We start from the raw sequence: 15,933 nt of genomic DNA, 5'->3' as shown, positions 1-15,933 counted from the left end.
CCCGGTGCGCGCGCCGAAAAACACGGGCTTTCGGTCGGGAAACCCCGGGGTTTCCCCCGCCTTAGTGATAATCGACCGCACCACTCGGATGCGCTGATACAGCCATGAGGTCAAACACATAGCGCGCGACCGAGCGGAAACAGATCACCCGTGCCTCGGTCTGGGTTTCAAACCAGAGCGCGGCTGCCACCTGTTGTAACCGCGTGCGCCGCATCTCGCCCAAGGGCAGGCCCGCGATATCGGCGGGCGTGATCTTGGCCAACACATCGCGCAGCGCGCCAGCCTCACCCGTCAAGGAAAACATCGCGCGTGCATCAGAGACATTGACCACAAGATGATGCTGCCCCGCCAATGCCGCCAAGATCAGCAACCAGCCCATCGGCCTTGGCGTGATCACATAAGATCATCACCTCATCGGGCGACATCCACGCGATCTGATTGCCCTGCCCGGCGCTGATCATGCGGCGCGCGGGCATCGCGACACCCGTGACCTTTTCCACCGCTTTCGCGGCCTTTGCCTGATCGGCACGCAAGGTGATCATGCCTTGCAACCCCATCTCGCGAATGCCGATCAAGCCTTGGGCCTGCGCACCATCCAGTGCGCTCAACATGGCATCAGACATTCTGTTTCTCTCCCGCAGGATCAAAAAACACCGGGTTGACGATGCGCGCATTGATCGTGCGCATCTCGCCCTTGGCGTCCTTCTTGGTGGTGTTGAAACTGATCACCTCGCCCATGCGGTCAGGCCCGTGCAACACAAGCCCCATCGCGATACCCCGCCCCAGCGTGGGCGAGAAATAGGTCGAGGTCACGCGCCCTTGCGTATTGCGCTGGCCATTGGTGTTCAGCCCCTCTGCAAGCGCGTAGCAACCATCAGGCAAGACAGAACCATCAAGCGTTTCCAGCCCCACAAGCTTCCAGCGGTTGGGGTCGGTCATGTGGCTACGGTCCTGCGCACGCTTGCCCAGATAATCCGATTTCTTTTTCGAAATCGCCCAATCAAGGCCCAGATCCTGAGGGATCACCGTGCCGTCGGTCTCATCGCCGATCATGATGAAGCCCTTCTCGGCCCGCATCACATGCAACGCCTCGGTGCCGTAAGGGGTAATTCCGAACTCGGCACCGGCGGCAAGAAGCGCATCCCAAAAGGCACGGCCATGGGAGGCGGGAACAGCGATCTCGAAGGACAACTCGCCCGAGAAAGAGATACGGAACGCGCGCGCCGGAATGCCGCCGATCTGCCCCTCGGCCCAGCCCATGAAAGGCAGAGCGTCATTAGACAGGTCGAAATCCGCCCCAAGCTTTTCCAAAACCGCCCGGGATTTTGGGCCCACCACCGCGATCTGCGCCCATTGCTCGGTCACATTGGCGGTATAAACCTGCCAATCCCACCATTCGCATTGCAGCCAATCCTCCATATGCGCATGGATACGATCCGCCCCGCCGGTGGTGGTATGAACAACGAAGCTATCGTCCGACAGGCGCGCGACAACGCCATCATCCATCAAGAAACCGTTCTCGCTGCACATCAGCCCATAGCGGCATTTGCCCGGTGCAAGGCTGCTCATCATATTTGTGTAAAGCATATCGAGGAAACGGCCCGCATCCGGCCCCTTGACGATGATCTTGCCCAAGGTCGAAGCATCAAGCAGGCCCAAACCATTGCGCGTGGCCAAGATCTCACGATTGACCGCATCGCGATGGCTTTCGCCCTTTTTCGCAAAGCAATAGGGCCTGCGCCAATAGCCCACAGGTTCGAAATGCGCGCCATTGGCCTCGTGCCAGTCTTGGATCGGGGTGCGGCGCAGCGGTTGGAAGATCGCACCGCGCGCCTCGCCGCCAATCGCCCCCATCGAGATGGGCGTATAGGGCGGGCGGAAGGTGGTGGTACCCACGCGCGGAATATCTTCATCCAACGCCTGAGCAAGCACAGCCAAGCCGTTAATATTGCTTAACTTACCCTGATCCGTCGCCATGCCCAGCGTGGTGTAGCGCTTGGTGTGCTCGACGCTTTCATAGCCCTCGCGCGCGGCCAGCTGCACATCCGAGACCTTTACGTCGTTTTGGAAATCCAGCCACATCTTGGCGCGTTTCTTGACCCCGGCGCCTTCGGGCATAACCCAAACCGGCCGCATCGGTGCTTCTGCAACCGAATAGGCCACTGGTGTGTTGGTTGCAGCTTTTCCATTCTCAGCCAGAACCTTACCGACCGAAGATGATGCGTTCGCCATAGTATCAGCGGCCAAAAGCGCCCCATCGGCAGCACCGGCGCAGATCACGAAACCTTGGCCCCTCTGATCGGTGGGCGGGCGCGCGTGATCGGGGCGGAAGAACGCGCCCTCGCGGTCCCAGATCAGCTTGCCACCGCAATGCGACCACAGATGCACCACTGGCGACCAACCGCCCGACATGGCGACCGCGTCGCACACCACATCCTCGATCACCTCACCCTTGCCATCTTGCGCGCAAAGCTGCACCGCAACCACGCCGCGCAACCCTTTGACAGATGCGATCCCCATGCCGGTCAAAACCCGCAGGCCACGCGCGCGCGCCTCTTGCACCAAGGGGCCATCGGCCTCGGGGCGGGCATCGACGATGCATGCCACATCCAGCCCCGCCTGATGCAGCACCAGCGCCGTGCGATAGGCATCATCATTGTTGGTCACCACCACGGTGCGCTGGCCCGGTGCCACACCCCAGTTGACCACATAATCCCGCATCGCGGCGGCCAGCATCACGCCGGGCTTGTCATTGCCTGCAAAGCTCAAGGGCCGCTCCAGCGCACCCGTCGCGGCAATCACCCGCCCCGTGCGGATGCGCCACAAACGATGGCGCGGCCCATCTTCGCCCGGCGCGTGATCGGCCAGCCGTTCGTAGGCAATGACATAGCCATGATCATAGACACCTGCCGCCATGCAACGTAGGCGCAGATCGACATTCGGCATTTGCTCAAGCGCTTGCACGGCATTAGCAACCCAGTCTGCCGCACTCTGGCCATCGATCTCAACCTCATCGACCGGCGCGCGCCCACCCCAATGGGCGGCTTGCTCGCACAAGATCACGCGTAGGCCCGCGCGCCCAGCCTCAAGCGCCGCCTGAAGCCCCGCAATCCCACCGCCCGCGATCACCAGATCGACATGAGCATAGAATTGCTCATAGCGGTCGGGGTCAGAATGCTTGGGGTCAGGCGCACGGCCCAAACCCGCTGATTGGCGGATAAACGGCTCAAAGACATGTTTCCAAAAGGGGCGCGGATGGATGAAGGTCTTGTAGTAAAAGCCCGCTGGCAACAGCTTTGGGATCAGCGCATTCACCTCGCCGATATCCCAGTTCAGGCTTGGCCAATGGTTTTGGCTCGTGGCCTGCAACCCATCGAACACCTCGGTCAGCGTCGCGCGTTGGTTTGGCTCATGGCGCGCGCCAACCCCCAGATTGACCAGCGCGTTGGGCTCTTCCGCGCCGCTGGCCACCACGCCGCGCGGGCGGTGATATTTGAACGACCGCCCCATGATCATCTGACCATTGGCCATCAAGGCCGCGGCCAGCGTATCGCCGGGATGCGCGCTCATCCGCTTGCCGTTGAAGGAAAACCCAATCTTGCGGCTGCGGTCGATCAACCGGCCGCCAGTGGCAAGGCGGATGCTCATGTCAGGCTCCAATCGGGGCGGCTTGCTTTGATGGCGGCGATGATGTCTGCGGGGGGCTCGGTCGTCTGGGCCGGATATGTGCCGAAGACCTCCAGCGTCGCGGTGCAACGCGCGGCCAAGAACCACTTGCCGCAGCCCATCGCATGGCGCCAGCGCTCGAAATGCACGCCCTTCACATTGGGGCGCAGGAACAAATAGCCCTCGAAATCATCATCCGATGAACCGGGGCCAAAGCGCTTGAGATGCGCCTCGCCGCCTGCGGCCAGTTCGGTCTCGCAAGCCTGCACGCCGCAATAGGGGCATTGGAATGTCAGCATGACCGCACCACTTCTTCGTTTTCCAAATATCCTCGGGGGGTGAACTGGCCAAAGGCCAGGAGGGGGGCAGACAGCCCCCCTATTTTGCCCGCCATCAAATCCCGGCCCATCAATGCGCCACCCCCGCCGCCACGCTTTCGTCGATGAAACGCCCTTCGCGGAACCGGCCCAAGGAAAACGCATCGGCCAGTGGCGAATGCCCCTTGGCCATCAACTCCGCCATGGCCCAGCCCGAGCCCGGAATGGCCTTGAACCCGCCTGTCCCCCAGCCGCAGTTGACGAAGACGCCATCCACCGGCGTTTTCGAGATGATGGGCGAGCGGTCGCCGGTCATATCGACGATTCCCCCCCACCAGCGCAGCATCTTGAGCCGCGAGATGATGGGGAAGGTCTCGATCAGCGCACGCACCGTTTCCTCGACATGCTGGAACGATCCGCGTTGGGTGTAGTTGTTGTAATTGTCCGCCCCGCCGCCGATCACCATCTCGCCCTTGTCGGATTGGCTCATGTAGCCATGCACGGTATTGGCCATCACGACCACATCCATGATCGGCTTGATGGGCTCCGATACCAACGCCTGCAGTGCCACGCTTTCGATGGGCAGGCGAAAGCCCGCGCGCTCGGCCATGACGCCGGAATGACCCGCCACCACGATGCCCAGCTTGTCGCAATCGATGTCGCCCTTGGTTGTCTCGACACCAACGACCCGGCCACCCTCGCGCTTCACGCCCGTCACCTCGGTCTGCTGGATGATGTCCATCCCCATATCCGAACAAGCGCGCGCATAGCCCCAAGCCACCGCATCATGGCGCGCGGTGCCGCCGCGCGGCTGCCACAGCGCGCCCAAGACAGGGTAGCGCGGCCCGTCGATATTGATGATCGGGCACAGCTCTTTGACCCGGGCTCGGCTGATGAACTCGGTCGTGACCCCTTGCAGCGCATTGGCATGGGCCGTGCGCTGATAGCCGCGGATCTCATGCTCGGTCTGCGCCAGCATCATCACGCCACGGGGGCTGAACATCACGTTGTAGTTCAGGTCTTGGCTCAGCGTTTCGTATAACGAGCGCGCCTTTTCATAGATCGCCGCCGACGGATCTTGGAGGTAGTTCGACCGGATGATCGTCGTATTGCGCCCGGTATTGCCGCCGCCAAGCCAGCCCTTCTCGATCACCGCCACATTGCGGATGCCGTGGTTCTTGCCAAGGTAATAGGCCGTGGCCAGACCATGCCCACCCGCGCCCACGATGATCACATCATAGCGGCTTTTGGGTGCAGGGCTTTTCCAAGCACGCTCCCAGCCCAAATGATGGCGCATGGCCTCTCGGGCGATGGCAAAGGCGGAATAGCGGCGCATGTCACGGCTCCCTCGAACTGCCTGCAAGCTGTGTCGCAGGCGCGGCACAAACATCATACTGCGCGCGACCAGTTTATCGCGAAATGCGACGCAGCCGCACAATCTTGCCCCCCTGCGGCCCGACGCCCAGTTTTCTGTCCGATCATCTGGCCTTATGTGTAGCGCGACGGTTTAGAACAAGGGTGCGTAGCGCATGGGATTTTGGATTGCGACGGGGCTATTCTCGGGGCTGGTTGTGGTGTTGCTGCTTTTGGCGGCCTCGCGCCCGCAAAGGGCCACAACGCCTGCGGCCGCCTATGATCTGCAGGTCTATCGCGACCAACTCAAAGAGGTGGCGCGCGACATCGCCCGCGGCGTCTTGACCGAGGAGGAGGCCACCCGCACCCGCGCCGAGGTCTCGCGCCGCCTGCTCGAGGCTGATCGCGCCTTGCATGCCTCTGGCACGGCCATGCAAACCACGGGTCGTTATGACCGGCTGATCATCGGCACGGCCCTTGCCGCGACGGTTGCAGGCAGCTTTGCGATCTATCTTCAGATCGGCGCACCGGGCTACCCCGATTTGCCGATTGCCGCGCGCCTTGATCAGGTCGAAACCGCACGCGCCGGCCGCCCCGATCAAGACACCGCCGAGGCGCAAGTCCCCTTCCGCGAGAGCCGGCCCGCCGATCCGCGCCGCGAAGCGCTGGTGATCCAGCTACGCCAAGTGATGGAAAACCGCCCCGATGAGCCGCAGGGCTTGGCCCTTCTGGCCCAAAACGAGGCGGCGCTGGGCAATTTCCGCGCGGGTCATTTGGCACAAGCGCGCCTGATCGCGGTGTTGGGCGATGCGGTGACAGGCTTGGAATATATCGATCTGGCCGAGATGATGATCCTTGCCGCAGGCGGCTATGTCAGCCCCGAGGCGGAACAGGCGCTCTTGCGCGGGCTAGAGTTGGCGCCGCGCAACGGCACGGCGCGCTATTACATCGGGCTGATGTATGCCCAGCAGGGCCGCCCCGATCTGGCCTTTCCGATCTGGCGCAACCTCTTGGCCGAATCGTCCGCAGATGCGCCGTGGTTGGAGGCGATCCGGCTCCAGATCGAAGAGGTGGCCTTTCTCGCAGGGGTGAATGTCACCCTGGCCGAGTTGCCACAGCCCACCGCGCCGCGGGGGCCAAGTGCCGCCGATATTGCCGCCGCACAAGATATGTCGGCCCAAGATCAAGCCGCGATGATCGAAAGCATGGTGGCAGGTCTTGCCGCACGGCTCGCCACGGATGGTGGCCCGCCCGAGGAATGGGCGCGGCTCATTGGGGCACAGATCGTACTGGGCCGCACCGACGAGGCGATGATGATCGCCGAGGAGGCGCGCGTCACCTTTGCCGATCTGCCCGATGCCTTGGCGCTGATCGCGGCGGCTGTTGCCCCGCTTGCCGGGCGCGCACCGTGATCTTCGACGATATCGCTGCATTTGCCGCGGCCCTCCCATCGGGCCGCGCCTTGATGGGGCTTGATCCCGGCACGAAAACCATCGGCGTCGCCGTCTCTGACCGGCTTTTGTCGGCGGCCACGCCCTTGGAAACCGTGAAGCGGCTCAAATTCACCCTTGATGCCGCACGCTTGGCCGAGATCGCCACCCACCGCGAGATCGGCGGCATGATCATCGGCCTGCCCGCCAATATGGATGGCAGCGAAGGGCCGCGCGCCCAATCCGTGCGCGGATTCGCCCGCAACTTGGCCCAAAGCGACGCCTTCAAACACATGCCGATCGGTTTTTGGGATGAGCGGCTCAGCACGGTTGCGGCAGAAAGGGCACTGCTCGAGGCGGATACGTCACGAAAACGTCGCGCAGAGGTGATCGATGCCGTCGCCGCAGGCTATATCTTGCAAGGGGCCCTCGACCGGCTCAGGCATTTGCGGGCAGATCACCATGACCGATAACATCTGGCAGCGCGACGAGATCGAAAGCCCCTGTGTCAAGATTTGCGTGGTCCATCCCGAAACCCGCACCTGTACCGGCTGCTGGCGCACCATCGACGAAATCTCGTCTTGGTCGCGGATGAGCCCCGATGCGCGCCGCGCGGTGATGGCCACCCTGCCCGAGCGGCGCGCGGCCCTTTCGGTGCGGCGCGGCGGCCGTGCCGCACGGCTTGCGCGCGGTGCTGAAAACTAGGGCAGCGTCAGCCAATCCCCGATATCGGGCAGCACGGGGCGCAGATAGGCCATGATGCGCCCATCTGGCCCGGCTTGAACCCCCTCGGTCCAGGGCGCGATGCCATGCAGCGCCATCCGGTGCACAAGCACGCTTTGCCCCGCGTCCAAGGTGATCTCGACCCGCGCGCAGTGCTCAAAACAATGCCGCCGCGCTGTCTGATAAGAATCCGTGACATCAAGATCGCCCCAATCCTTGGGCGCATAGGCCGAAAAAAATTCAGAAAATGCCGCGCGCATCACATGATGTGACCCCTCATAAACCACAAGCGGCGAAGCCCCCGCCCCCGCGCCGGTCAGCGCCACCCCAAGGATATAGCCATGCGGCTCGCGCAGATGGCGGCGTTTGTCGGGCCCTTCGGGCAAAAGCCCGTCAAGATGGGCGGCATCGCGCGTTAGCCGGTAGCGATGGGCCGCGTCACTGTCGCCTGCGTCGCGAGCAGGATAGCGGGGATATGTCACCGAAAGCTGCGCGCGGTGCAGCGCCAAGGGGCCGCAAACCGCCTGTGCCGCCGCAAGCGCGCGTCCGGTCAGCGGCGGGCCGCCATCCACCCTGCCCGCCTCATCATTGTCGAGCAGATCGACACCGGCAAACCAAGTGCCGCCGTGGCGTAGCCATGCCGCGCGCATCACCGGATCACGGATCGCGGCCAAGGCGGGTTGCATCGCCGCTTTTGCCCAATCAGCAACCGCATCTTCGCGCGGGAAAACCCCAAAGCCGCGATCAAGCCAACTCATTGCTTCTCACCTTTTCGGAGTATCTTGGGGGCAATACAGCCAAGCTCACGCAGCATGTGCGCCCATCGCATCCAATGCGCGCATGACCGTTTGCGTATCGGCACCGTCGCGATGCGCTTCTTCGGACAAATAGCGCCGCCAACCGCGCGCGCCGGGCTGGCCCGCGAAAAGCCCAAGCATATGGCGCGTGACCTGATGAAGCCGCCCACCACCGGCCAGATGCGCCGCGATATAGGGCAGCATCCGCATGACAATCTCATGCGCGGTTTGGGGCGGGCGCGGATCGCCAAAGATCACGCGGCCCGCCTCACGCAAGATGGCGGCCGGCGTTTGATAGGCCGCGCGCCCAATCATCACCCCATCCATGCCTGCATCAAGATGTGTCTGCGCCTCGGCCAAGCTGGTGACCCCGCCATTGATCGACAGATGCAGATCGGGGAAATTTCGCTTCATCGCATAGACCAAGCCGTAATCAAGCGGCGGGATATCGCGGTTTTCCTTGGGGCTAAGCCCCTTAAGCCACGCCTTGCGCGCATGAATGGTAAAGCGCGTCACACCCGCTGCAGCGACGGTATCAAGGAATAACGGCAAAGCCTGCTCGGGCACTTGCTCATCCACACCGATGCGGCATTTCACCGTCACCTCAACCGGGCTGGCCGCGATCATGGCGGCGACGCAATCGGCCACCAGCTTGGGCCGCTCCATCAGCACCGCACCAAAACACCCCGATTGCACCCGGTCAGACGGGCAACCAACATTGAGGTTAATCTCATCATAACCATAATCCGCCGCAATCCGCACAGCTTGCGCCAATTCCGCAGGGTCCGAGCCACCAAGTTGCAGCGCGACCGGATGCTCGGCCGCGTCAAAACCCAAAAGCCGGTCGCGATCCCCATGGATCACCGCGGGCGCTGTCACCATCTCGGTATAGAGCAACGCGTGCGCCGACATCTGCCGGTGGAAAAACCGACAGTGGCGATCAGTCCAGTCCATCATGGGTGCAACGCTCAGGCGTGCAGCTTTGCTGGCTGGGGTTTCGGTCATGCAGCAGTCTCCCGAAAGCCGATTATCGAATAGAGAGGTAGGGCCAAGCATACGCAAGCCACATCGGATGCGCCACCCAAGGCCCGCCCATCACTGCGCGGATCGACCGATGCGCAAAATCACTGGTAATTGATCCAGATCATCAAAAATGCCTGTAACACAGGCGATGACGGGACCAGTAACGATGCGAGGCGTGCAATGACATCTTTTGACGACAATAGCGGCTTGTGCTGCGGCGATTTGTTCACACGCCTTGGGAAGGCCCAAGCATGATCGCCGCCTTCATCCAATCGCCCTTTGTCGAAATTGCCGTGCTTTTGGTCATGGCCGCCGTCATCGGCTTTGTCGGCGTGATGCTGCGCCAGCCCTTGATCGTCAGCTTCATCGCGGTGGGTCTTTTGGCCGGGCCATCGGCGCTTGATATCGTGCGCGCGGATGCGCAGATCGACTTTCTTTCAGAGCTGGGCATCGCGGTGCTGCTGTTCCTTGTGGGCATCAAGCTTGATGTAAAGCTGATCCGCTCGCTCGGCGCTGTGTCTTTGATGACAGGGCTTGGGCAGGTCGCCTTTACCTCGGTCTTTGGGTTTCTGATTGGGCTGGCATTGGGGCTTGATCCGATCACCAGCCTCTATGTCGCCGTGGCGCTGACGTTTTCCTCGACCATCATTATCGTCAAGCTGCTGTCCGACAAGCGCGAGATCGACAGCCTGCATGGGCAGATCGCGCTAGGCTTTCTGATCGTGCAAGATCTGGTGGTGGTGTTGGCAATGATCGTGTTGTCGGCCATCGGGATCGGTGCCGGCGATGACGCGCATGGTGGCGGCTCGGTCGTCATGGTGCTGTTGTCGGGCATGGCGATGGTGGGGCTTGTGATCTTGTTTGTCCGCTACGCCGCCACGCCGCTGACCGAACGCCTAGCGCGCGCGCCCGAGCTTTTGGTGATTTTCGCCATCGCCATGGCCGCGATGTTTGCGGCCATCGGCCATCTTGTTGGGCTTGGCAAAGAGGTGGGCGGGCTTTTGGCCGGTGTGGCGCTTGCATCAACCCCCTACCGCGAGACGATTGCCGCGCGGCTGGCACCTTTGCGCGATTTCTTGTTGCTGTTTTTCTTCATTGCACTTGGCGCGGCCCTCGATCTGTCGCTTTTGGGCAGCCATGTCACAGGCGCGATCGTGTTCTCGCTCTTCGTGTTGATCGGCAATCCGCTGATCGTGCTTTTGATTATGGGGGCCTTGGGCTACCGCAAGCGCACGGGGTTTCTGGCCGGGCTGACGGTGGCACAGATCAGTGAGTTTTCGCTGATCTTCATCGCCATGGGTGTGTCGCTTGGCCATGTGCCCGAGGATGCGCTGGGTTTGGTGACGATGGTGGGCCTCGTGACCATCGCGGCCTCGACCTATATGATCACCTATTCGCATCAGCTTTATGCAGTCTTCGGCCCCTATCTCGGCCTGTTCGAGCGGCGCGGCACCCCGCGCGAGGCAAGCGAAGCCGACAGCCACCCAAAGCATCGCTATCGTGTGATCATTTTCGGTCTGGGGCGGCTTGGCACGGCCATCGGGATACGCCTGCATAAGCGCGGCATTGCCGTGCTGGGCGTTGATTTCAACCCGCAAGCCATAAAACGATGGCGCAGCTTGGGGCTAGAGACCGCCTTTGGCGACGCGACCGATCCCGAGTTCGTTGCGGATTTGCCGTTGGCAGGGGCAGAGCGCATCGTCCTGACCGTCCCGATCCACCCCACGGGGCTTAGTCATGAGGATACACGCTTGACCTTGATCCAATTGACCCGCGCAACGGGCTTTCGCGGCCAAATCACGGTGACATCGCATAGTGCCGAGGAGACCGCACTGTTGGAGCAAGCCGGGGCCGATTTGGTTCTTGAGCCCTTCCAAGATGCCGCCGACCGGGCGGTTGATCTATTGTGCGGCGCTGCGGTCGAGGACCGCACCGACATCCCAACCATCGCATCAGAAGAAAAGCCGACCGGATAGATAGCCACCCAAGGAAACAGGCAAGTGGGCGTCGGCAATTGCGTGATTGCATACATAAAATGGCACGAACGGCCATAGTTGCAGCCTTTTCATAAGGATTGACGTAAGATTGTATACAGTCTAACGTTTCTCAGCCGAGGCAATTCAGCCCGACTCGGCGAGGGGAGGAATAATGGGCGAACAAGACCGTATGTCGCTGGTGGACAAGGCGATCATCGCCTTGCGCAGCATGATCATGTCAGGCGAGTTGGAACCTTCGGCCCGTGTGGCCGAGGTGGCCTTGTCCGAGCGATTGGGCATTTCACGTACACCGATCCGCCAAGCGATGGACCGCTTGACCGCCGAAGGCTTGCTGGAACGCATTGAGACCGGCGGATGTCGTGTCGCAAGCCTGAGCATTACCGATATCTTGGACGCGATCGAAATTCGCGGCGTGATCGAGGGCACGGCTGCGCGTCTGGCCGCCGAACGCGGCGCGGCAGAGAGCGATCTGGCCCAGTGCGACGCGCTTTTGACCCGCATCGACGAGGCGCTGCATTGTCAAGGTGGCATTGATTTCGATGCCTATGTCGCAGCCAATGCACAGTTTCACGAACGTTTGGCCCTGCTGGCCCAAAGCCCCGTCATCACGCGCGAGGTTGAGCGGGTGATGCGCCTGCCTTTGGCCTCACCATCTGCTTTCTTGCAAGAACAAGCCTTGATCCGCGATTTCCAAACCTCGCTTTTGCGCGCGCAACATCAGCACAAGGCGATCATTGCCGCGATCCGCGCCCGCGAGGGTGCGCGCGCCGAAAGCTTGGCGCGCGAACATGCCCGCCTTGCCCGTGAAAACCTCGAACATGTGATGAGCAGCGACCGCAAGCTTGCCGCGCGCCTGCCCGGCCTTGCGCTGGTCTCATCACGCTAATTCAAACAAGGAGACGAAAAACGATGCCTAGCCTAAACGACGTCATGGCCAAATCCGGCAACCCTTTGCAAATGCTGCGCAATTCTCAGATCGGGATGTATGTTTACCCGGTGGTGGCCCCTGAATTCCAGAACTGGCGCAATGAACAAGCCGCTTGGCGTGATACCGCCGTCTTGTTCGATCAATCGCACCACATGGATGAGATCATCGTCGAAGGCCCACAGGCCGAGGAATTCTTGTCTCATCACGGCATCAACGCCTTCAACAATTTCGACCTGAACCGCGCCAAGCATTATGTGCCGGTCACGCCCAATGGCCATGTCATCGGCGATCACATCATCTTCCGCGAGCGCACCGATAAATTCATTCTCGTGGGTCGCGCGCCGACCTCGAACTGGCTGATGTTCTGCGCCGCATATGGCAACTGGAATGTGCGCTTGCGCTATGACCCCCGTTCGCCGTCGCGCCCCGAGGGTGAGCGCGTGCTACGCGAGCATTACCGCTACCAGATCCAAGGCCCCGATGCGCCAAAGATCTTTGAAAAGATGAATGGCGGCCCGATCCCCGACATCAAATTCTTCCACGTCGATTGGATCAATATCGGCTCCAAAAAGGTCCAAGCGCTGCGTCACGGCATGTCGGGCGCGCCGGGTCTTGAGATCTGGGGCCCCTACAAGGACAAGGATTACATCCACTCCACCATCCTTCAGGCGGCGCGTGATGCGGGCGTCAATCTGGTGCAATGCGGCAGCCGCGCCTATTCGACCAATACGCTGGAATCGGGTTGGATCCCCTCGCCGCTTCCGGGCATCTACACCGGCGACGGCATGCTGAAAGATTATCGCGATTGGCTGGGCGCAGACAGCTACGAGGCCGCAGGCGCCATCGGCGGCAGCTTTGTCTCCGACAATATCGAGGATTACTACGTCAACCCGTTCGAGCTGGGCTATGGCTTCTACATCGGCTGGAAAAAGGATGACTTTATCGGCAAGGCGGCACTCACCAAGCTGAAGGATGCGCCGTCGAACCGCAAAAAAGTTACCTTCGAGTGGAACCCCGAGGATGTGGTCAAGGTCATCGCCTCGGCCTTCGAGGAAGGCACACCCTATAAGTGGATCGACTTCCCCCAGCCCAACTATGCCTCGTCTTCGGCAGATATGGTGATGCGCGACGGCAAGATGGTCGGCATGTCGATGTTCAACGGCTACAGCTACAATGAACGCCGCGTGCTGTCCTTGGGTGTTGTCCATCAAGATGTGAAAGAAGACGAGATCTTGACGCTGAAGTGGGGCGAGCCGGAAACCACCGCCAAGACCTCGACCGAAAAGCACCGCCAGACCGAGATCCGCGTGCGCGTGGCCCCCACGCCCTATGCGCGCGAAGTGCGCGAAGGCTACGCTGTCGATAGCTGGCGCGCGAAATCCTAAAGACCAAGGCCGCGCCCCGACCGCATCGGGGCGCGGCCAACCACGGCGCATGCGCCGAACATGAAAGGAGATGCCATGCCCATCCTGCCCTTCCGCCAGACCCATCTGCGCGATGGATTGGGCGTGGATGCCGCCCGGCTCATGGCTGGCTTCTCGATCGAGGTGATGCCACGCACGGCGGCCAAGATCGTCGATTTTCGCCCGCTGCTGCCACAAGGCACCCGGATCTATATCGCCCATCTTGAGGGCACACCCATCGACGACATGATCGCCACCGCCCGCCGCCTACGGTCCGAGGGCTTTAGCGTCATGCCGCATTTTCCCGCGCGCATCATCGCGGGCCCCGATGAGTTAAACCACTGGATCACCCGCTACCGGCTTGAGGCCGATGTGACTGAGGCGCTGGTGCTGGCAGGTGGGCCGAAAACCCCCGTGGGTGCCTTCGATAGTTCCATGCAATTGCTCGAAACGGGCTATTTTGAAGAAGCGGGCTATACCCGCCTGCATGTGGCGGGCCACCCTGAGGGCAATCGCGACATCGACCCCGATGGTGGCACGGCCACCGTTGATCAGGCGCTTTTGTGGAAACAAGATTACAGCGCACGCACGGGCGTTGAGATGGCAATCGTCACCCAATTCGCCTTTGAGGCCGAAGGCGTGCTGGCATGGGAGCGCCGTTTGCGCGCGCTTGGTGTCACGCTGCCCATCCATCTCGGTGTGGCTGGGCCTGCAAAGCTCCAGACGCTTTTGAAATTCGCCATCGCATGTGGCGTCGGCCCCTCGCTCTCGGTCTTGCAAAAGCGCGCCCGCGATGTCACCAAATTGCTACTGCCCTTTGAGCCTGACACGCTGATCGCCGATCTGGCCGCAGGATTGGCGCGCGATCCGGAAAGCCTGATCGCACAGATCCATCTGTTCCCGCTTGGCGGGATTGATGCGAGTGCGGCTTTTGCCGCCCGCGCCAGTGGCAGAACGAGTGACGCAAGTGATGATGCGAAAGCCGCCAAATCAACGGAGCGCAGCATATGAAACAAGCCGCCAACATCATCGGGGAAAGCGGGATCGCGCCGTTCTTTCGCGTGGCCAACCCCGATGCGGTAGGAATGGCCCCCGCGCCGCTGCGCCATGGCGATGCGGTGCGCACATGGGTCAGCGCTTTGGCCGGCTTCCAGAAAGAGGCGTTGGTGCTGTCAACCCGCACGGGCGCGATGTGGCGGCTGGTGTCGGATGAAGGGGGTTATCTCAACGGCCATGACGCCGCCCCCTGCCCCTTGTCATTTCTGACCGTCGGCATGATCTCGAGCTATATGAACGAGATCATGGCGCTGGCGGCGCGTGATGGGGTCAAGCTGCGCCATCTGCGGCTTATTCAAAACAATTTCTATACCATGAAGGGCTCGATGATGAAGCGCACCATGACAGGTGGCGCGCTTCCGGTCGAATTGGAGGTCGAGGTTGATTGCGATCTGTCCGATGCAGCCCTGAACGAGATGTTGATGGGCGCGGTCCATGCCTCGCCGCTCAATGGCTTGATGCGGGGCGTATTGCCCAGCCTGTTCACACTTAGCCGCAATGGCGCGCAGATCCCCACGGGAGCCGCCACCGCGCTGGATCATCCGGTCGTGGGCGGGCCAAAGGGCGCGGCCCCGGTTCCCGCCGACACCGATCTCACGCTGATCGAACGCTTGGGCCTGTCACCGCAGAAATCCGTGACCAAAGGAACGGCGGGTGCGGCAACCAGCTTGACCGATGAGCAGGACCGCACGCTGAACCCCGCCGCCATCTGCACGCTACGCGAAGATGGGATCAAGGAGATTGAACAGCACCTCTATAGCCCGCATGGCTCGATCTTTCGCTATCTCAGCGAAGAGGCACCGCCCCATGGACAAGGCCGCGCCCCCGATGCGGTCAGCTACATCTCGGCGGGTATCGCCTTTTGCTTCATGACGCAGTTCGGGCGCATGGCGACGATGGAAAAGCTCGACCTGTCGCATTACGCGGTGGTGCAAGATACGCATTTCTCGCTCGGCGGCGCATCCGGCGGCACGCGCCGCGCGGGCAGCGCTGATCCGGTCGAAACCCATGTGCATTTGCAGACAACGGAAAGTGACGATGTCGCGCGCGACATGCTCGATGTGTCGGAACGCACCTGTTTCCTGCATGCATTTTGCCGAACCGATCTGAAAACGAAACTCAAGGTGACGCGCCAGTGAATACATGCGCATGATCACTACACGACATAGTCCCATTGGCTGGGGACTGCGCGAGCCGCCACTTGCGGTTTGACACCAAGCAAACAGCCTGACGCTGCGTC

15 protein-coding genes are annotated in these 15,933 nt (G+C 61.6%); 8 read left to right on the top strand and 7 right to left on the bottom strand.

Translation table 11 applies throughout. From position 1 onward, the window contains the following. Positions 1–61: 61 nt before the first annotated feature. The 5 genes from KG698_RS15380 to KG698_RS00790 all read right to left on the bottom strand — a co-directional run bounded on the left by KG698_RS15380 (position 62) and on the right by KG698_RS00790 (position 5,319). Entirely contained in the window at positions 62–379 is a 318-nt protein-coding gene (locus tag KG698_RS15380; protein ID WP_300982774.1) for a hypothetical protein, read from the bottom strand. After that, positions 315–623, bottom strand: coding sequence for a hypothetical protein (locus KG698_RS15375; protein ID WP_300982772.1), 309 nt, complete (start codon positions 621–623; stop codon positions 315–317). Before KG698_RS15375 ends, KG698_RS15380 begins: the two co-directional genes overlap by 65 nt. Further along, positions 616–3,648 (bottom strand): sarcosine oxidase subunit alpha family protein, encoded by a 3,033-nt coding sequence (locus tag KG698_RS00800; protein WP_213683676.1) that lies wholly within the window; start codon positions 3,646–3,648, stop codon positions 616–618. Before KG698_RS00800 ends, KG698_RS15375 begins: the two co-directional genes overlap by 8 nt. Next, positions 3,645–3,965 (bottom strand): sarcosine oxidase subunit delta, encoded by a 321-nt coding sequence (locus tag KG698_RS00795; RefSeq protein WP_213683675.1) that lies wholly within the window; start codon positions 3,963–3,965, stop codon positions 3,645–3,647. Before KG698_RS00795 ends, KG698_RS00800 begins: the two co-directional genes overlap by 4 nt. A gap of 109 nt (positions 3,966–4,074) precedes the next feature. Next, positions 4,075–5,319: a sarcosine oxidase subunit beta family protein gene (locus KG698_RS00790; protein ID WP_213683674.1), complete on the bottom strand. Its 1,245-nt coding sequence runs from the start codon at positions 5,317–5,319 to the stop codon at positions 4,075–4,077. A gap of 193 nt (positions 5,320–5,512) precedes the next feature. On the opposite strand from KG698_RS00790, the gene ccmI reads away from it, so the two are divergent. From ccmI to KG698_RS00775, 3 genes are read left to right on the top strand one after another with little or no spacing between them, the layout of a single operon-like run. Next, on the top strand, positions 5,513–6,748 hold the full coding sequence (ccmI, locus tag KG698_RS00785; protein WP_213683673.1) for a c-type cytochrome biogenesis protein CcmI: 1,236 nt from the start codon (positions 5,513–5,515) through the stop codon (positions 6,746–6,748). Then, entirely contained in the window at positions 6,745–7,239 is a 495-nt protein-coding gene (gene ruvX / locus KG698_RS00780) for a Holliday junction resolvase RuvX (protein WP_213683672.1), read from the top strand. The genes ccmI and ruvX overlap by 4 nt, the downstream gene beginning before the upstream one ends. After that, positions 7,229–7,471 carry a DUF1289 domain-containing protein gene (locus tag KG698_RS00775; RefSeq protein WP_213683671.1) on the top strand — a complete coding sequence of 81 codons (243 nt, stop codon included), beginning with the start codon at positions 7,229–7,231 and terminating at the stop codon, positions 7,469–7,471. The genes ruvX and KG698_RS00775 overlap by 11 nt, the downstream gene beginning before the upstream one ends. Here KG698_RS00775 and KG698_RS00770 read toward each other — a convergent pair. After that, positions 7,468–8,247: a hypothetical protein gene (locus KG698_RS00770; protein WP_213683670.1), complete on the bottom strand. Its 780-nt coding sequence runs from the start codon at positions 8,245–8,247 to the stop codon at positions 7,468–7,470. The two genes, KG698_RS00775 and KG698_RS00770, sit on opposite strands and share 4 nt — an antisense overlap. Before the next feature lie 45 nt (positions 8,248–8,292). Continuing rightward, on the bottom strand, positions 8,293–9,291 hold the full coding sequence (gene dusA / locus KG698_RS00765; protein WP_213683669.1) for a tRNA dihydrouridine(20/20a) synthase DusA: 999 nt from the start codon (positions 9,289–9,291) through the stop codon (positions 8,293–8,295). A gap of 269 nt (positions 9,292–9,560) precedes the next feature. On the opposite strand from dusA, the gene KG698_RS00760 reads away from it, so the two are divergent. From KG698_RS00760 to KG698_RS00740, 5 genes are all read left to right on the top strand, one after another. Continuing rightward, a complete protein-coding gene (locus KG698_RS00760) occupies positions 9,561–11,285 on the top strand; it encodes a cation:proton antiporter (protein ID WP_213683668.1) in 1,725 nt (574 codons plus the stop codon). A gap of 172 nt (positions 11,286–11,457) precedes the next feature. Beyond that, positions 11,458–12,192 carry a GntR family transcriptional regulator gene (locus tag KG698_RS00755; protein ID WP_213683667.1) on the top strand — a complete coding sequence of 245 codons (735 nt, stop codon included), beginning with the start codon at positions 11,458–11,460 and terminating at the stop codon, positions 12,190–12,192. 23 nt (positions 12,193–12,215) lie between these two features. Further along, positions 12,216–13,619: an aminomethyltransferase family protein gene (locus tag KG698_RS00750; protein ID WP_213683666.1), complete on the top strand. Its 1,404-nt coding sequence runs from the start codon at positions 12,216–12,218 to the stop codon at positions 13,617–13,619. A gap of 75 nt (positions 13,620–13,694) precedes the next feature. Then, positions 13,695–14,648, top strand: a complete 954-nt coding sequence (locus KG698_RS00745; protein ID WP_213683665.1) for a methylenetetrahydrofolate reductase — start codon at positions 13,695–13,697, stop codon at positions 14,646–14,648. After that, on the top strand, positions 14,645–15,832 hold the full coding sequence (locus KG698_RS00740; RefSeq protein WP_213683664.1) for an OsmC family protein: 1,188 nt from the start codon (positions 14,645–14,647) through the stop codon (positions 15,830–15,832). The genes KG698_RS00745 and KG698_RS00740 overlap by 4 nt, the downstream gene beginning before the upstream one ends. Positions 15,833–15,933: the final 101 nt, after the last annotated feature.

This window comes from Roseicyclus sp. (assembly GCF_018402035.1).
GTDB lineage: Bacteria > Pseudomonadota > Alphaproteobacteria > Rhodobacterales > Rhodobacteraceae > Roseicyclus.
The sequence above is the reverse complement of the archived record's forward strand: the minus strand, read 5'-3'. Positions and strand labels throughout refer to the sequence as shown.

Coding starts and splice junctions, on each gene's coding strand:
- KG698_RS15375 (WP_300982772.1), bottom strand. CDS start 623: ATGTCTGATGCCATGTTGAGCGCACTGGATGGTGCGCAGGCCCAAGGC.
- KG698_RS00760 (WP_213683668.1), top strand. CDS start 9,561: ATGATCGCCGCCTTCATCCAATCGCCCTTTGTCGAAATTGCCGTGCTT.
- KG698_RS00800 (WP_213683676.1), bottom strand. CDS start 3,648: ATGAGCATCCGCCTTGCCACTGGCGGCCGGTTGATCGACCGCAGCCGC.
- KG698_RS00795 (WP_213683675.1), bottom strand. CDS start 3,965: ATGCTGACATTCCAATGCCCCTATTGCGGCGTGCAGGCTTGCGAGACC.
- KG698_RS00770 (WP_213683670.1), bottom strand. CDS start 8,247: ATGAGTTGGCTTGATCGCGGCTTTGGGGTTTTCCCGCGCGAAGATGCG.
- KG698_RS00740 (WP_213683664.1), top strand. CDS start 14,645: ATGAAACAAGCCGCCAACATCATCGGGGAAAGCGGGATCGCGCCGTTC.
- KG698_RS00745 (WP_213683665.1), top strand. CDS start 13,695: ATGCCCATCCTGCCCTTCCGCCAGACCCATCTGCGCGATGGATTGGGC.
- KG698_RS00775 (WP_213683671.1), top strand. CDS start 7,229: ATGACCGATAACATCTGGCAGCGCGACGAGATCGAAAGCCCCTGTGTC.
- KG698_RS00790 (WP_213683674.1), bottom strand. CDS start 5,319: ATGCGCCGCTATTCCGCCTTTGCCATCGCCCGAGAGGCCATGCGCCAT.
- KG698_RS15380 (WP_300982774.1), bottom strand. CDS start 379: ATGGGCTGGTTGCTGATCTTGGCGGCATTGGCGGGGCAGCATCATCTT.
- KG698_RS00750 (WP_213683666.1), top strand. CDS start 12,216: ATGCCTAGCCTAAACGACGTCATGGCCAAATCCGGCAACCCTTTGCAA.
- ccmI (WP_213683673.1), top strand. CDS start 5,513: ATGGGATTTTGGATTGCGACGGGGCTATTCTCGGGGCTGGTTGTGGTG.
- KG698_RS00755 (WP_213683667.1), top strand. CDS start 11,458: ATGGGCGAACAAGACCGTATGTCGCTGGTGGACAAGGCGATCATCGCC.
- dusA (WP_213683669.1), bottom strand. CDS start 9,291: ATGACCGAAACCCCAGCCAGCAAAGCTGCACGCCTGAGCGTTGCACCC.